General features: G+C 69.2%; 14 protein-coding genes and 1 pseudogene. 11 read left to right on the forward strand and 4 right to left on the reverse strand.

From position 1 onward, the window contains the following. Nucleotides 1-38 precede the first annotated feature (38 nt). On the forward strand, nucleotides 39-1,544 hold the full coding sequence (locus tag KV557_RS35125; protein ID WP_256178421.1) for a protein kinase domain-containing protein: 1,506 nt from the start codon (nucleotides 39-41) through the stop codon (nucleotides 1,542-1,544). A gap of 245 nt (nucleotides 1,545-1,789) precedes the next feature. Next, nucleotides 1,790-1,914, forward strand: a pseudogene (locus tag KV557_RS45155) (IS630 family transposase); the annotation flags it as partial. Nucleotides 1,915-1,924: 10 nt separating this feature from the next. Here KV557_RS45155 and KV557_RS35130 read toward each other — a convergent pair. From KV557_RS35130 to KV557_RS35140, 3 genes are read right to left on the reverse strand one after another with little or no spacing between them, the layout of a single operon-like run. Beyond that, nucleotides 1,925-2,578, reverse strand: coding sequence for a response regulator (locus KV557_RS35130; protein ID WP_218205642.1), 654 nt, complete (start codon nucleotides 2,576-2,578; stop codon nucleotides 1,925-1,927). Nucleotides 2,579-2,582: 4 nt separating this feature from the next. After that, nucleotides 2,583-3,770 (reverse strand): sensor histidine kinase, encoded by a 1,188-nt coding sequence (locus KV557_RS35135; RefSeq protein WP_218205643.1) that lies wholly within the window; start codon nucleotides 3,768-3,770, stop codon nucleotides 2,583-2,585. 5 nt (nucleotides 3,771-3,775) lie between these two features. Further along, nucleotides 3,776-5,974, reverse strand: a complete 2,199-nt coding sequence (locus KV557_RS35140; RefSeq protein ID WP_218205658.1) for an MMPL family transporter — start codon at nucleotides 5,972-5,974, stop codon at nucleotides 3,776-3,778. Between the two features lie 569 nt (nucleotides 5,975-6,543). Between KV557_RS35140 and KV557_RS35145 the strand changes: the two genes are divergently transcribed. From KV557_RS35145 to KV557_RS35160, 4 genes are all read left to right on the forward strand, one after another. Further along, complete coding sequence (locus KV557_RS35145; RefSeq protein WP_218205644.1) at nucleotides 6,544-6,981, forward strand: hypothetical protein; 438 nt, start codon at nucleotides 6,544-6,546, stop codon at nucleotides 6,979-6,981. A gap of 147 nt (nucleotides 6,982-7,128) precedes the next feature. Then, nucleotides 7,129-7,419, forward strand: a complete 291-nt coding sequence (locus KV557_RS35150; protein WP_218205645.1) for a hypothetical protein — start codon at nucleotides 7,129-7,131, stop codon at nucleotides 7,417-7,419. A 189-nt stretch (nucleotides 7,420-7,608) separates the two neighbouring features. Then, nucleotides 7,609-8,340, forward strand: coding sequence for an SDR family oxidoreductase (locus tag KV557_RS35155; protein WP_218205646.1), 732 nt, complete (start codon nucleotides 7,609-7,611; stop codon nucleotides 8,338-8,340). A gap of 91 nt (nucleotides 8,341-8,431) precedes the next feature. After that, nucleotides 8,432-8,872, forward strand: coding sequence for a cupin domain-containing protein (locus tag KV557_RS35160; protein ID WP_218205647.1), 441 nt, complete (start codon nucleotides 8,432-8,434; stop codon nucleotides 8,870-8,872). Between the two features lie 527 nt (nucleotides 8,873-9,399). Here the strand turns inward: KV557_RS35160 and KV557_RS35165 are convergent. Further along, the gene (locus KV557_RS35165; RefSeq protein ID WP_308130229.1) at nucleotides 9,400-10,242 is read right to left on the reverse strand and encodes a flavodoxin family protein; all 843 of its coding nucleotides are present in this window, start codon (nucleotides 10,240-10,242) and stop codon (nucleotides 9,400-9,402) included. Nucleotides 10,243-10,278: 36 nt separating this feature from the next. On the opposite strand from KV557_RS35165, the gene KV557_RS35175 reads away from it, so the two are divergent. The 5 genes from KV557_RS35175 to KV557_RS35195 all read left to right on the forward strand — a co-directional run bounded on the left by KV557_RS35175 (nucleotide 10,279) and on the right by KV557_RS35195 (nucleotide 14,729). Then, nucleotides 10,279-11,175 (forward strand): LysR family transcriptional regulator, encoded by an 897-nt coding sequence (locus KV557_RS35175; protein ID WP_305149037.1) that lies wholly within the window; start codon nucleotides 10,279-10,281, stop codon nucleotides 11,173-11,175. Nucleotides 11,176-11,487: 312 nt separating this feature from the next. Next, complete coding sequence (locus KV557_RS35180; RefSeq protein ID WP_218205648.1) at nucleotides 11,488-12,351, forward strand: LLM class flavin-dependent oxidoreductase; 864 nt, start codon at nucleotides 11,488-11,490, stop codon at nucleotides 12,349-12,351. Nucleotides 12,352-12,732: 381 nt separating this feature from the next. Further along, nucleotides 12,733-13,194 carry a transposase gene (locus tag KV557_RS35185; RefSeq protein ID WP_218205649.1) on the forward strand — a complete coding sequence of 154 codons (462 nt, stop codon included), beginning with the start codon at nucleotides 12,733-12,735 and terminating at the stop codon, nucleotides 13,192-13,194. Nucleotides 13,195-13,329: 135 nt separating this feature from the next. Further along, nucleotides 13,330-14,409 (forward strand): tyrosine-type recombinase/integrase, encoded by a 1,080-nt coding sequence (locus KV557_RS35190; protein ID WP_218205650.1) that lies wholly within the window; start codon nucleotides 13,330-13,332, stop codon nucleotides 14,407-14,409. Next, nucleotides 14,406-14,729: a helix-turn-helix domain-containing protein gene (locus tag KV557_RS35195; RefSeq protein ID WP_218205651.1), complete on the forward strand. Its 324-nt coding sequence runs from the start codon at nucleotides 14,406-14,408 to the stop codon at nucleotides 14,727-14,729. Before KV557_RS35190 ends, KV557_RS35195 begins: the two co-directional genes overlap by 4 nt. Nucleotides 14,730-15,164: the final 435 nt, after the last annotated feature.

Here is a 15,164-nt window from a genome sequence, read left to right on the forward strand (position 1 = left end):
ACCTCGCGCACCGCAAGGGGCTGCTGACGGCCGTCGGCCTGCAGGCCCGGTCGGCTCCGCCGCTTCGGTACCTGCGCGACCTGGTCGCCGAGGGCTACGCGGGGCGGGTGCTGTCGACCAGCATCGACGAGGCGCTTGAGGCCCACGGTCCACTGCCGCTGTCCGTCACTCTTCAGCTCGTCGGCTGCGTTGCACGAGCACTGGACTCCATGCATTCCGCCGGGATCATCCACCGCGACCTCAAGCCCGGCAACATCCTGCTCGGTGCGGACGGGCCCTGGGTGATCGACTTCGGGATCGCGCGCGCCGCCGAGGCCACCAGGCTGACGCAAAGCGGCGGCTTCATCGGCACTCCGCAGTTCATGTCGCCCGAACACGGCATCGGCAACGAACTCACCCCCGCCACTGACGTGTTCTCGCTCGGTCTCATCGCTGCCGTCACAGCCACCGGCCGCCATCCCTATGGGTCGGGCGGAGCGCTGACCATAGCCACGCAAATCGCCAACACCGCGCAGCGGCCGCCGGACCTGTCCGACTATCCGGACGGACTGCGACCACTGCTGGAGTGCTCTCTTGCCGCGGATCCGGCGGCCCGGCCCACGCCGGGCGAACTGGCGGAACTGTGCGAGCAGGCGTCCGGACGCGCGTGGCGCGCCCTGGACGGTTGGCTGCCGACTCCGCTGGCGGAGGCGGTCGCCGAACGGCAACACCGCATGGAGCAACTGTTGACGGGGCCGGAGCCGGAGCCGAAGGCGACCGGCGGGACGGAGGCCGGGCGTCGGCGGACGGCCACGTACGTGCCCACGCAGGCGTCGGGGCACGCCTATGACCCGTACGGCGATTCCGTGCACAGTGCGCCCACGCAAGCCGCGGGCGCGTCCGCACTCCCTGCCGCGGGGCCCGAAACACCTCCGCGGCGTCGGCGGGCCCCGCTGGCAATTGCTCTCGCGGTCGCTCTGGCCGCCGCGGCCGGTACGGCGTGGGCGCTGTCCGGCGATGGGAAGCCCCGGTCCGGCGAGGGCGCGAGTGCGCTCGCGAGCGCGACCGGCCCCCAGGCGAGCGGGCAGCCGGGCCACGCCAGCCCGTCCAAGGCGGATTCGGGACCGGCCGTGGAGACTCCGAAGAGGGGTTACACGGCGATCTTCACCGACCGACCGCTGCTCATCGGTCCTCCGACCACCGGTGAGCTGATCAACGTGGACATGGATGCGCCAAAGGTGTCCCCGCGCGGCGAGGTCGGCGACCACGACGCCGAGCTGTCATACCTGCTCCAGTACCTGAACTTCAACACTCCGACCGGCAAGAGCACGGGGACGTCACCGGAGGCGTGCCGTCAGGCGGTGGACAGTGCCCCACTGCCGTCAGAACTCAGCAACACAGTGCTGATCGAGCAAAAGGTCCTGGCGAAGGGCGACGTGCTGTGCACGGTCACCTCGAAAGGCAACCTCGCCATGCTGAAGATCACTGATGTGAGGCTGACCGGGATGCCGTTGGACCCGCCCGCATACGCCGGGCTGCTCACTCTGTGGGGACCCCCTGCCTGACCGCCCCTTACAGCACGAGCCGCCTCACTCACCCACCTGCTCGCCGCAGCGCGGGGTTGGTGAGTGAGGCGGCCGGCTATGAAGCGCAGAATCGCCATCCGAAGGGTTGTGACCGCGCTTCCGTGACAGCTGCGGCTGAAGCAGGATGCGGGCTCCGAGCAGGGCGAGGAAAGCTCCGTCGGGAACCTGCCGCTTGATCGTCTTTAAAGTTCCGTTGACGTCGCCTTCGACGACGACGGAGCTGTCTCGACCGACTCGAAGCCCTCGCGCGCGCGACCGGCTCAAGCGTCTGCAGTACCGCTCCAAGGTCCTCGACGGTTTCCTCGCGGCCACCGGCCTCACACTCGATCTTCCACCGCCGTCACGCTGAAGCGCCGAAGTCAGTAACGCCTGTCCAGCAGCCCGCGTTCGAGGGCTACCACCACCGCGTGGGTGCGGTCTCTGACGTCGAGCTTGGCGAAAACCCGCAGCAGATGGGTCTTCACTGTGGCCTCCGCAATGACCAGCCGCCGACCGATCTCCACGTTGGACAACCCGTCGGCGACCGCGCTCAGCACGTCCACCTCCCGCGTGGTCAGAGCCACCGGAGCGGGCTGCCGCATGCGGGCGACCAGCCGCTCCGCGACCCTCGGGGCCAGGACGGTCTCGCCGCGGGACGCGGATCGGATGGCGTCGACGAGCTGGTCACGCGTGGTGTCCTTGAGCAGGTAGCCGATCGCGCCGGCCTCGACGGCGCGCTCGATCTCCGCGTCGGTGTCGTACGTGGTCAGGATCAGCACCCGGGTCCCCGGGTGGCGGGCGACGATCTCGGCGGTGGCACTCGCCCCGTCGAGGACCGGCATCCGCAGATCGATCAGTGCCACATCCGGCTTCAGGAGCTCGACGAGTTCGACGGCCGCGCGGCCGTCGCCGCCCTCGCCGACGATGTCGATGGTGGGTTCCGAGGCCAGCAGGGCGACGACCCCGGCGCGCATGACCGTGTGGTCGTCAACCACGATGATGCGGAGCCCGTCCGGTTCTGTTCGAGCTGTCATGTCGTCACACCTGACTGTTCGTGGGGATCACGGCGAGGACGCGGGTGCCGTCGCCGAGGGAACTGGTGACGGTGAGTTCGCCGCCGAGTTCGGCGAGGCGGTTGCGCATGCCGTTGAGCCCGAAGCCGTGGGAGTCCTCGACCACGAATCCCCTGCCGTCGTCGGTTATTTCCAGTTCGACGCCGTACGGAGACGGAGTGAGGACGATCTCCACCGCGGAGGCGGCCGCGTGCTTGCGGACGTTGGCCAGGGACTCCTGGGTGCAGCGCAGGAGCGCGATCCGGGTCGGCTGGTCGCACTCGACGTCCGGCAGGTCCGCGGTGACGGTGAGCCCCGTGTCCTCGGTGAACCGGTCCAGGGTCCGACGCAGGGTTCCCGCGACCGAGCCGAGGGCGAGACCGCTCTGCGGGGCGGAGCCGACGAGTACCCGCGCCTCGGCGAAGTTCTCGCGTGCGGTGTTCTCGATCGAGAGCAGTTGCCGGGCGCTCCTGCCGGGGTCGGTGTCGAGGCTGGAGCGGGCCGCCTCCGCCAGCACGATGATGGATGCGAAGCCCTGGGCGAGGGTGTCGTGGATCTCCCGCGCGAGCCGCTCGCGCTCCTCGGTGGCGCCTTGGAGCTTGTGCGCCTCGGCCAGGCGCAGTTGGGCGCTCTCCAACTCGGAGGCCAGGCGGCGGGCGCGCTCGTCGCTCTGCTCGACGATTCGGACCACCCCCAGTCCGAGCAGCACGCTCGCCGTGTAGCCGATGAGGGTGAAGACGATGTTGCCGGTGGAGAAGTCCTCCACGTGCCGGCTCTGATGGCGGATGATGCCGACAACGGTGGCCGTGGCGGCGGCGCCGCTGAAGGCGATCGAGTGCCGCGGGCTCCTGGCGAAGAGCCAGAAGTGAGGGAGCGACACGATGAACAACGCCGCGCCGTCGCCACGCAGGAGGGACAGTGCGCCCAGACCGAGGACGAGCACGCCCAGGAAGGTGTGGGGGCGCAGCACAGGACTGCGGGGGAAGGCCACCACGGTCGCGTAGCAGAGGGCGATCACGGCCAGCAGCGCCAACGACCAGTACTTCGTCGTCCCGCCGTGGTTCAGCACGGAGATGACCGGGGGACACACGCCCAGGAGCACCCAGGAAACTGCGTACCACCGGCGAAGGATCCGTATGCGGAACCGGTCGCCCGGCTGCGGCCGTTGAATCATGATCGTCAGCCTACGTTCTGCAGCAGTCCGGCCGCAGGGCCGGCGGCATGCGCCCGTCGCGCCGGACGGACCGGCCACCACGCCCGCTCGCCGAGGAGCAGCAGGAGCGAGGGCAGGACCATGAGCCGGATGACCACGGCGTCCAGCAGCACGGCCACCGCCAGGCAGAAGCCCATCTGCTTCATCTCGGTGAGGTGCAGGGCGACGAAGGCGCCGAACACCGTCACCATCACGATCGCCGCGCTGGTCACCACCTTGGCCGACCGGCTGATGCCGTCCAGTACCGCTTCGCGAGCCGACATCCCGTTCCGCATGGCCTCCTGTATCCGGCTGACCACGAACACCTGATAGTCCATCGACAGGCCGAAGAGGATCACGAAGAGGAACAACGGTACCCGGGACGCGATGGCACCGAGGGAGTGGAAGGCCAGTAGGTCCTCTGCCCACGTCCCCTGGAAGAACACGGCCAGCAGGCCGAGCGAGGCCCCGGCGGACAGCAGATTGAGTGCCACACCGATCAGGCCGATGACCACCGAGCGGAACGCGCACACGGTCATCACGAAGGTCGCCAGCAGCAGGAACCCGATGACCAGCGGCAGCTTGCTGTTCTCGTGATCCACGTAGTCGCGGCCTCGGGCCACGTCACCGCTCACCCCCGTCTCCACACCGGACAGCCTGCCGACCGTGGCGGACAGATAGTCCTTACGGATGTGGTCGAGTGACTCGATCGCCTCGGCGGAGGGGGCGGGGAACGGGACGGCCAGCTCGAGCACGCTGACCCGGCCGTCGGCCGACGTACGCACCGTCGGCTCGGCGTCCCTGGCGAACAGCGGATCGGCCTGCGCCCGTCGGCCGAGGTCCGCCAGAGCATGCTGCACCTGAGCTGCTCGGTCCGGAGTGGAGCGGGCGACAACCACGTGCTTGACCAGGAGCTCCGGGAAGGCCGTGGTCAGCCGGTCGTAGACCTGCATGGCCGGGATGTCGCGGGAGAAGGTGTCCTTGCCCGGGTCGACGAGCTTCAGGCCGAGCGCGGGCGTCGCCAGGGCGAGCATGATCAGCACCGACACGCACAGCGTGAGGGCGGGGTGCTTCTGCGCGGGCCTCAGCAGGGCGCCGAGCACCCGGCCCGTCTCGGCCTCGGCCCGCTTCGTACGGACCGGCTTGCCGCGGGCCGCGCGGCGGGCTGCACGGAGCTCGGTCCGGTGGCCGATCTTCACCAGGAGTGCGGGAAGTATGGTCAGGGAGCTGACCACGGCAACCGCCACGACCAGGATCGTGCCCGTCGCGAGCGAGGAGAAGATGACGTCCGTGGCCAGATACAAGGTCGCGGTGGAGACGATCACGGCGAGACCGGAGACCACGATGGCCCGGCCCGCGGTCGCCGCCGCCAGCTCCACCAGGGCCTCGGAACTGAGCCGCCCCCCGGCGCGGGCCCGTTCCTCGCGTTCGCGCTTGAGGTAGAAGAGCGTGTAGTCGACGCCTACCGCCAGGCCGATGAGCAGGATCATGTTGGTCCCGACACCGGGGTCGGGCAGGACATGGGAAGCGATCATGGACAGCCCCAGGGCGGCGGTGATCGAGGAGAGCGCGAGCAGCAGCGGCACACCGGCCATGACCACCGATCCGAAGACGATCAGTAGCGTGATGAGCGTGACCGGCAGGGTGATGCGCTCGGAGAGCGTGAGGTCCTTCCCTCGCTGGTCATTGACGCCCTTGCTGATCGAGGGGGAGCCGGTCTCCTCCACGACCAGGTCCGGGTGGCCGTCGCGAACCTTCGCCGTCTGCGCGAGGAGCGGGATGACGTTCTTCTTGCCGTCCAGCTCGGGGCCGTTCAGGACCACCGGGACCCTGACGACCTGGCCGTCCTTGGAGCGGACCGGAGCCGCCACGCTGTCCACCTCGGGCAGCTTCCGCATCCGCTCGGTGAGCTCCTGCGCCGCCGAAGCGGCGGCGGCCGTGTCCAGCGGTCCGGACCTGGCGTGGATGATGACCTGCTCGGTCGGCCGCTGCTGCATGCCGCCCGCGGTCGCGATCACCTCGGCCCGCCCCGCCTCACCGACCCGGTAGTCCTCGGTCGTGGCTTCGTGGGAGCCGACCGCGCCGCCGACGCCGAGGCACAGAATGACGAACGCGAACCAGCCGGCGATCGCGCGCCATGCGTGCCGGGCGCTCCATCGGGCTATCCGCACAGGGAGTTGACTCATACCCGAGATCTTGGTCGGCCGGGGGCGGAGCTTGACACGCCCGGCCGGTTGAACCTTGGGTCCACCGTTCAGTGGACGGCAGGGGGCGGAGCCGCCGCTGTCGAGTCCGCGGTCCAGTTCCCTCTGGACGAGGGCGGCGACATCGGCGTCGAGGAGGATCAGCTCCACGCCCTCGATGTCCACGCCGCGGAACCTTGCGGGATACGGTGCGCGCCGATGTTCCTCGCACAGCCGGGAGAGCCGGTCCTCAGGGTGTGCTCCGCCCGTGTCGACGGTCGTTGTTTCCGTCGCGGACGGTGGAGCGAAGAGCAGGGCCGCAGCGTCGAAAGCGGAGCGCACCAGGTCGACGGCCCCGGCCGGGGTGAGGGCTGCGCTTGTGACGGCGCCGTGCTCGAGCTTGTCGCGCAGCAGCAGGATGCGATCACGGCGCGCAGCAACGATCTACCTCACGGTCTGCCGGCCCCACGCCTGAGGAACCGGCTGCGACGGAATCCTTCGCTCAGGTGGCAACTGTCAACGCGCTGCACCACCACCCCGGCCCGCTCCCGAACGGGACCTACAGTCCCCTCATGAACCCCGACCCGGCCCTCACCAAGACCGCACGGACCCTGGACATCCGCGAGGGTCTGGTCACGGGTCTCGCTATGGGCGGACTTGCGCTCCTCTTCGTCTTCCTTTCCGTTGAGCTGTCGAACAGCAGCCCTCCGGACCTGAGCAAGCTCGGCCTGTCCGGGATCGTGAGTCTGGTCATCGCCGTCCTGGCGAACCCGCAGGGGAAGGCGCAGAAACGGTGCTGGTGGGTCCTGCTCGTTGCGACCGGCACTGGCGCCATCGCCAGTGCAGCATTGACCGGCTTCGCGGGGCATCCGGCGGCGGCGCCGACGTTGTCCGTGTTCGCGGCGGCGTTCTTAGGCCTGCTGGTGGACGGGGAGAAGTGGTCGGTGGGGTCGCCCAAGGGGGCGGGTGAGCCGTCGAAATCCGTGGATGGCGGTACTCCGCACACCTGACGTTTGATCACTCGAACAATCGTCAGCCGCGGACGCGTCTGCGGGCGGTGTCCGCGCCGTCGGGCTTTGCATCCCGCGCCCGTTCGCCCATCTGGTCCCAGAACCGGCGCATTCCGGCGGTCGGCACCTTGCGCTGCCGAGCAGACCTTGGAGCGGCTGGAGATCACCCGCGCGACGGTGCTGGAACTGGCCACCGAGGACGGTCTCCCGCCACCTGCACCGCTCCCACCCGGCTACCACGAGATCCTCGCCGCCATCGGGCAAGTCGACCAAGGGCTCCGCGCCAAAGACATCTGCGAGGCACTTGGCACCGGCACACAGCCACGACACACCGAAGCCACCCGAGCCAAGCTGAAACGCCTGGTCAGCCGCGGCCTACTCAGCGAACCCGGGCCCGGCCTGTTCACCCTGCCCCAATCGGACGCCAACTCAAACTGAAACCCGATAAGCATCACAAAACACTCACTAAAAGCCGCCACGGGCGATCTTGAAGGCTTGAGGCGGCGGAGGTCGTCACCCATTCGGCTTAACGTCGTTGGCGAGTGTCCGAGTTTTGGTGGCCGTAGGGTGAAGTCAAGGCCGCGTAAGCCGCATATCGGGCAATATCGTCGAAGAAAGGCGTATGTCATGAAGTTCGCAGTCATCGGCGGAACCGGGCTGATCGGGTCACGGGTCGTGGAGAACCTGAACGTGGCCGGGCACCAAGCCGTACCGCACTCCCTGTCCACGGGCGTGGACATCATCACTGGCCAGGGGCTGGAGGCGGCCGTGGCGGGCGCCGACGTCGTCATCAACCTGACGAATTCCCCGACCTTCGACGACGCCTCGCCCGCCTTCTTCCAGACCTCGATGGACAACCTTCTTGCCGCGAGCGAGAAGGGCGGGGTCAGACACTTCGTCATCCTCTCGATCGTCGGCGCTGACCAAGTGCCCGATCTGGACTACTACCGGGCGAAGGTGCTTCAGGAAAACATCCTCAAGGCCGGGCCGATCCCGTATTCCATCGTCCGCGCCACGCAGTTCATGGAGTTCATGGACGCGACCCTGTCCATGACCGCCGACGGTGACACCGTCCGCCTGCCACGCACGCCAATCCAGCCGATCGCCGCTGCGGATGTCTCCAGCATCGTCGCCGAAGTCGCCGCAGGCAGCCCTCTGAACGGCGTCGTCAACATCGCAGGTCCCGACGTCTACCGCCTCGACGAACTCGGCCGACTCACCCTGACCGCCAAGGGCGACGGGCGCTCTGTCGTCACCGACGACAGCGCCGGCATGTTCGCCGCCGCCCACGGCGACGTCCTCACCGCCCCGAACGACGCCCGCATCGCCCCCACCCACTACACCGACTGGCTCTCCTGAACGGTCCCCCCTCCAGCACTCGACTTGCTGAGCCAGTCCAGGGCGATGCGCGCGTCGCTCCCACTCTGATTGCCTCAAGAGGAGGAACGCCATGTCGCACAGCGAGTCGTCCGGCGGCGCCGGACAGCAGCCGCGCTCCGATGCATGGAAAACGGCCCTCACCGTGCTCCAGACGGTGAAGCCGCCGCACATCCCCGAGGGAGCCGAGGTCATGACCGTTCACGTGGAGTTTCCTCCCGGCGACCCCGGCACCCCTCCCCACCGTCACCCCGGACCGGCCTTTGGATACATGCTCGAAGGAGAGATGCGCTTCGAGCTCGAAGGCGAGCCGGAACGCGTGATCCGGGCAGGGGAGACCTTCTGGGAACCGGGCGGCGACGTCATCCACTACCAGGACGGCAACAACCGCACCGACTCCTGGAGCCGCTTCATCGTCACCATGCTGTGCGTGCCGGACCAGCCAATGATCACCCTTGTCGACGACGAGGAGCTTGCACAGCGTAAAGACCGGCGAGCGCCCAGGCCTTCGTGAGGTCCCTCGCAGGGGACGATGTCAGGGGCGCCTGTTGGACGGGCCGGTCTGTCAGTCCGTGAGGCCGAAGTCCAAGCTGCCGGGCTGTACTTCGGTGATGCACGTCAGCCATGCGATAGCAGGGACCGAGGCAGCGGGTCGGTGGTGACCTGGCGGCGGCCCCAGATGGTGCTCCGCCCCGCCCGATGCCCGCACCACGACCCGGACACCGGGCAGTCACATGATCGCCTGTAGCTGGACGAGTCAGTAGCAACCCCCGCGAGCGCGGGGCCGACATCAGCGTTGTCCCTGGCTCGGGGTCGGCTACGGAGCAACCGTCGCGAGTGCGGGGCCGACCGCAAGGCCCCGAGCACCGTCTCCACGCCGTTGGGGGAGCTCTCCGGTGGCTGTTTCCGGCATGTTGTCCGCCCCCTTCCGGCGTCGATGTCCGCGAGTGAACCCCGAGGCAGGCGTGCCGTCCTTCCCGATACGGACCTCACGGCTTGCCTGGCCAGGACGCCGACGCCGGTGCGGGGCGATCTGCGAGGTCAGGCGCCGGTCAGCGCTGCCGGCGCGTCGCCCGTCTCCCTGAGGGAGGCCGACAGGGCGCGGGCCTCGTGTTCGGTCATCCGGGAGGTGTCGTACGGCACCGCGTTGACCCAACGCTGAGTCAGCCGGGCGATCCGCTCGCCGTACCGCTCCGCGGTGATCCGGTCGCCGCGCGATCCGGCGTGCTCCGGCCCCTGGTCGGCGTGGCTCTGGCTCATCAGACCCAGCCACGAGCCCAGCCGGTTCACATCGTCGCGGGCGCCACCGCTCCAGTTGTTGCCCGGCATGTCGCCCACGCCGATCCACTGCATGCCCAGCTGCGCGGCGAAGACCGCCAGCTGCTCCAGGACCACCAGCTTGTCGCCGCTCTGCGAGGCGGACATGGTGAACCCTCCGGCCAGCTTGTCCTTCCACGCCTGCGTCGTGAACGGCGTGAACGCCGCCTCCATGAACGCCTTGAACACCGCCGACACGCTGCCCATCAGCGTCGGGCAGCCGAGGACGATCGCATCGGAGCGCTCGAGCAGCGCCAGCACCTCCGCATCGTGCCAACGGCCCGCGGTGACGTCCTCGGCCCGGATCTCGACGAGATGCACCCGGGCGCCCGGCACCAGCCGCGCCCCGTCGGCGAGGTGCTCGGCCAGAACCCGGGTGTGCCCGTGTACCGAGTGGTAGACCACCGTCACCGTGACCATCGGCGCATCGTGCTCACGGTCAACGCCATTGACTGCCATGTCCTCTTCACTACTTCCGGTCGTGGGGAAATCCCTGCTTGCCCAGCCATCACACCCTGCGTACGGCACGGCATCAACGCCGAACTTCGGCACGCAGCGATCGGTCACACCGATCGATCGCGATAGCCTGGCCCCGTGGACAGGATGGAACTGGAAGCATTCGTCGCGGTCGCGGAAGAGCTCCACTTCGGCCGCGCCGCCGCGCGCCTGCACCGGGGGCAACCCACCGTCAGCGACGCCGTCAGGCGACTGGAGACCACCCTGGGCGGGCGGCTGTTCCACCGCACCAGCCGCCGGGTCTCACTGACCGACCTCGGCCAAGCGCTACTGCCCGACGCCCACGCCACCCTGGCCCAACTGCGCCGCTTCCAGCAGCGCGGACGCTCCCTGGCCGCCGGCGACCGGACCCGCACCACCCTCGTCGTCGCCCACGCCGAATACACCGGCCACCAGCTGCTGTTGCGCTGCCTGCCGCAACTGCGCGACCGTTTCCCCGACGTGACGATCGTGCCGGAGGCCATGCCGACCACAGCCCAGCTCACCGCCCTGCGGGCCGAGACGATCGGGCTGGGCATCGGCTGGGCGACCGGCGACGTCACCGGCGTACGCGCGAGGGTACTGTCCACCGAGAGGTTCATGGCGCTCGTACCCGCAGCCCACCCCCTCGCCGGGCACGCCGAGCTGAGCGCGTCCGAACTGTCCACCACCGGCCTGCTCACCTGGCCCCACCAGATCAACAGCGGTCTCTGCGATCGCCTCCTGTCCGCCTTCCACATCGGCGGAGCCGACCTGCACATCATCAGAACCGCCGACAGCGTGCACGCCATCGCCGCTCATGTCGCCGCGGGAACGGGCATCGGCATCACCGTCGAATCCGCACTCGACCACCAGCCACCCGGCCTGCGCATCATCCCCCTCACCGGCCCTTCGACCACCGCCGACCAGGTCGTCCTCACCCCCACCGAGCCGTCGGACACCGCCACGGCACTGCGCGACCTGCTGCTGCACGCCTCGGCAGAGTCGCCCTCCACCGATCACTGAGCGGTGTGCATCGTGAAGTCGTAGGTCGTGGGGCTGGTGTGCGCGCATCTTGCCGGGCTCTCGCTGGTCGGCGGCCGGTGTCCATGGTGAAGATCGTCTGACGGGGTGGCCGGGGCGGTTCACCGCCGGATGCACCAGCGGCACCGGCTGTTCCACGAGATCCGGCAGCGCGGCTGCACCGGCAGCATCCAAGTCGTGCGCCGCCACCTGGCCAAACTCTGCGAAGCGGCGGCCGAACCGGTCGCGCCGCACGGCGGCGGCCTGGATCCCAATCCGATTGCCCCTTCGCGGCCTGCTCCGCATCCTGTTGGAATGCGCTTCTCCGTCAACATCCCCAACTTCGGCGACTTCGCCGACCCCCGCAACGTCGCCACCGTGGCGGCCGCCGCCGAACAGTCCGGCTGGGACGGGCTGTTCGTCTGGGACCACGTCCTGCACCGACAGCACCAGGGACGTCCGTTCGCAGACCCCTGGATGCTGCTGACCGCGGCCGCTCTGGCCACCTTCCGGATCCGACTGGGCACCCTGCTGACGCCGGTTCCCCGTTACCGACCGCAGCAACTCGCCCGCCAAGTGGCCACCCTGGACCACCTCAGCGGCGGCCGGGTGATCTTCGCCGCCGGCCTGGGCGGCCCGATCGACGACGAGTACCGCAGCTTCGGCGACGACGCCGAGCCACCATTCCTCGCCGAGCGACTGGACGAGGGACTGGAGCTGCTCAGCCGCTTCTGGTCCGGCGAGCCGGTGAACCACCACGGCCGGCACTACGAGGCACGGGACGTGACACTGCTGCCCGCCACCGTGCAGCGGCCCTGCCCGCCCGTGTGGATCGGCGGGTTCTGGCCGCGGCGCCCGCCCATGCGGCGGGCGGCCCGGTGGGACGGCGCGGTGCCGCTCTTCGAGACGGCCCGGCACGGACATGTCCCGGACGCGGCAGAGGTACGGGATCTGATCGGCTACGTCCGCAAGCACCGTACAGCGGAGGCCGAGCGCCCGTTCGAGTTCGTTCTTGGCGGTGCCACGCCTCCGGATGCCGCCAAGGCCAGGGACGTGATCGGCCCGCTGCACGACGCCGGCGCCACCTGGTGGGACGAGCGACAGGTCCAGACCGGCCCCGACCTGGACCGCCTGGCCCCGGTCCTGCGCCGCGTCGAGGCGGGGCCGCCCGAGATCTGATCGGCCGTTCGAGGGTGTGCCGGGTTCGCCGGTGCGGTTCCTCGGTCGCTGCCCGGGTGGCGACCGGGGGCGTTCACGGCTTGCCGGACCGGAGTTGATCAGCCGGTCCGGCATCGGCCCGGACACCTTGGCAGCGGCTGACCAGCACCACGGACCGGTCCTGGGCCCGCATGACCGGCTCGGGTTCGGACGAACCGGTAAGGGGCCGCTGTGGGATTTCGTGCTGCCCGGCGGCGGTAGCAGATGAGCGCGGCACCGATGATGACGCTCGGTGAATGACGCGCCGGCGAACGGCTGTGCCGCAAGCTCCACCTGACTGCTGGCCGAACACGCCTGCTGGAACTGCTGGAGGCACCTCCGGTGCCGGAGCAGGCTCCGCGCATGCTTGGTGTCGACGAGTTCGCCTTCCGTCGCGGGCGCCGCAACGGAACCATCCTGGTCGACGTCGAGACCCGAAGGGTCGTCGACGTGCTGCCCGACCGCATCTCCGAGACGTTCGCCGCCTGGCTCACGGAGCATCCTGGCACCGAGATCATCTGCCGGGACCGGGCCAGCGCCTTCACCAAGGCAGTCAATCAGGCGGCCCCAAGTGCCCCGGAGGTCGCCGACAGATGTCACTTGCCGCAGAACCTGCCCGCCGCTGTGGAGAAGACCCAGATCGTCGAGAGGATCCGCCACCGCCACGCAGATGTCCATCGACTGCCCAACCAGGGCTGGACGATCAGCGCCACGTACGGCGTAGCGGCCCGTGTCGGCGCCGGGAACGTGCTGCCGAGCCCCTCCATGTTCAGGAAGAGCCGGGCCTCTGTGCGACATCCCGCGAGTTCTCCTGAGCCCCGCTGAGTACCCGAGGCTGTGGCCAGGGGCTTCTTCCTCCTTCGAGTGTTCTGTCGGCCTGTAACGTAACTTCGGGATTCCTGAAGCGTTCTCAGCTCGTCCGACCGATCTGCGGTCTGGTCGAAGGCGAGGAGGCGCGGGTTGTCGGCGCTGGCGGTGGTGCGGGACCTGCGCGCGTACCGGGAGCCGGTCTCGGCGGAGGAACTGGAGCAGTTCGAGACGGACGTGCTGGCCGGCTTCGTCCTGGCCCGGGCGTCGGCGGGGCTGACGGACGGCACGATCCGCGGCGACGTCGGGCACCTGGAGCAAGTGCGGACCTGGTTCGGCCGGCCGCTGTGGGAGATGGAGCCGGCCGACGCGGACGCGTACTTCGGGCGGGTGCTGCGGGGCTCGCCCAGCGGCACCCGCCTGGCCCGCTCCCAGGCGCTGAGCACGTACTTCCTGTTCCTGGAGCTGCGGCACAAGGTCGAGATCCACCGGATGACCGGGCGGGTCGTCGAGTGCCCGATCGACGAGATGAACCGCCTGCGCGGTTCCAAGGACGCCCAGTTGCGGATCCCGCCGACCGTCCCGGAGGTCGACCTGCTGTTCGCTGGCTGGGGCGGCGAGCTGGCGAGCTGCCGCAAGTTCGCCCCGACCGCGAGGAACTACACCGCCGCGAAGCTGATGTCCCAGGTTGGCCTGCGGGTGAGCGAGGCGTGCGGGCTCGACCTCACCGACATCAAGTGGAACCTGGGCCGGTTCGGCAAGCTGCACGTCCGCCTCGGCAAGGGTGCCCGCGGCTCGGGGCCGCGTGAGCGGATGGTGCCGCTGATCAATGGCGCGGACCGGACGCTTCGGTGGTTCATCGAGGACGTGTGGGGCCAGTTCGACGACGACCACACCCGCCCCGGCGCCCCGCTGTTCCCCTCCGAGCGCGGATGCGCCGACGGATCCTCGCACCGGGTGGGCGACGACGCCCTGCGGAACGGTCTGGCCGCTGCTGTCGAGGCTCATCTGCCCGGTCAGGCAGAGAAGTTGACCCCGCACGTCCTTCGGCACTTCTGCGCGTCCGAGCTCTACTCGGGCGGCCTGAACCTGCTCGCAATCCAGGAGGTTTTGGGACACTCCTGGATCGCCACGACGATGCGCTACGTCCACGTCCAGCAGACCAGGGTCGAGGACGCCTGGATCGCCGGGCAGCAGCGGGCCGCGAAGCGACTGGAAGGACTGATGGGATGAAGTGGAACCTGCGGCTGACCGCCGCGAACAAGGGCATCTGGAAGGCGTCCGAGCTGCAACGGATGCTGGCCGAGCACGGCCTGGTCATCTCGGCTGGGAAGATGTCCGGGTTGTGGTCCGGCCAGCCGGTCTCCCTGAAGCTGGAGGACCTGGACGTCGTCTGCGTCGTGCTCGGCTGCGAGATCAGCGACCTGCTGATCCCCGAGCCGGAGAAGGTCTCCCGCCCCGGGCAGCAGGACGCCGGACAGGCCGTCGTCGCGGCGGCGGGACCGGCGGTGGTGCCCCGCCGCCGCGATGGGCGCTCGCTGCCCCCGATGTGATGGCCTACGTCCTGCCGACAGGCAGGTGCAAACCGCCCGCCGCCTGCCCGGACTGCTTGGGCTGGGGCGTGCTGCCAGGCCGCACCTGCAGTGCGTGCCAGAGCTTCCGCCGCACCGAGGAGCCGGCTGAGTGCAGTGGATGCCGGCGACTCGTGCGGTTGAAGAAGGGCTACTGCCGCCTGTGCTGGCATCAGGCGAGCCAGGGCGCCAAAGGTCAAGTCACCGTGCTGCAGCCCTACTTGGAGAAGGTTCGGGATGGCGTCCCGTGGAGTGGTGTAGCAAGGATCTTGGAGTAACCCCTGGTCACGGGAGAGCCATCGCGCAACTCTCTGAGTAGAACGGCGAGTTCACCAGGGGGTGCGCGATGGCCTTGTCCCAGTCTGACTTACTCCGCCTCATGGAGTCACTGCGTACGGCCGACGGAATTGAGTTGAT

Source organism: Kitasatospora aureofaciens (genome assembly GCF_019192735.1).
Lineage (GTDB): Bacteria > Actinomycetota > Actinomycetes > Streptomycetales > Streptomycetaceae > Kitasatospora > Kitasatospora aureofaciens_A.

Excerpts from the sequence above, each read along its gene's own strand:
- KV557_RS35145 (WP_218205644.1), top strand. The coding sequence starts at position 6,544 with ATGAACCCCGACCCGGCCCTCACCAAGACCGCACGGACCCTGGACATC.
- KV557_RS35160 (WP_218205647.1), top strand. The coding sequence starts at position 8,432 with ATGTCGCACAGCGAGTCGTCCGGCGGCGCCGGACAGCAGCCGCGCTCC.
- KV557_RS35185 (WP_218205649.1), top strand. The coding sequence starts at position 12,733 with ATGCTTGGTGTCGACGAGTTCGCCTTCCGTCGCGGGCGCCGCAACGGA.
- KV557_RS35195 (WP_218205651.1), top strand. The coding sequence starts at position 14,406 with ATGAAGTGGAACCTGCGGCTGACCGCCGCGAACAAGGGCATCTGGAAG.
- KV557_RS35130 (WP_218205642.1), bottom strand. The coding sequence starts at position 2,578 with ATGACAGCTCGAACAGAACCGGACGGGCTCCGCATCATCGTGGTTGAC.
- KV557_RS35175 (WP_305149037.1), top strand. The coding sequence starts at position 10,279 with ATGGAACTGGAAGCATTCGTCGCGGTCGCGGAAGAGCTCCACTTCGGC.
- KV557_RS35140 (WP_218205658.1), bottom strand. The coding sequence starts at position 5,974 with ATGAGTCAACTCCCTGTGCGGATAGCCCGATGGAGCGCCCGGCACGCA.
- KV557_RS35155 (WP_218205646.1), top strand. The coding sequence starts at position 7,609 with ATGAAGTTCGCAGTCATCGGCGGAACCGGGCTGATCGGGTCACGGGTC.
- KV557_RS35180 (WP_218205648.1), top strand. The coding sequence starts at position 11,488 with ATGCGCTTCTCCGTCAACATCCCCAACTTCGGCGACTTCGCCGACCCC.
- KV557_RS35135 (WP_218205643.1), bottom strand. The coding sequence starts at position 3,770 with ATGATTCAACGGCCGCAGCCGGGCGACCGGTTCCGCATACGGATCCTT.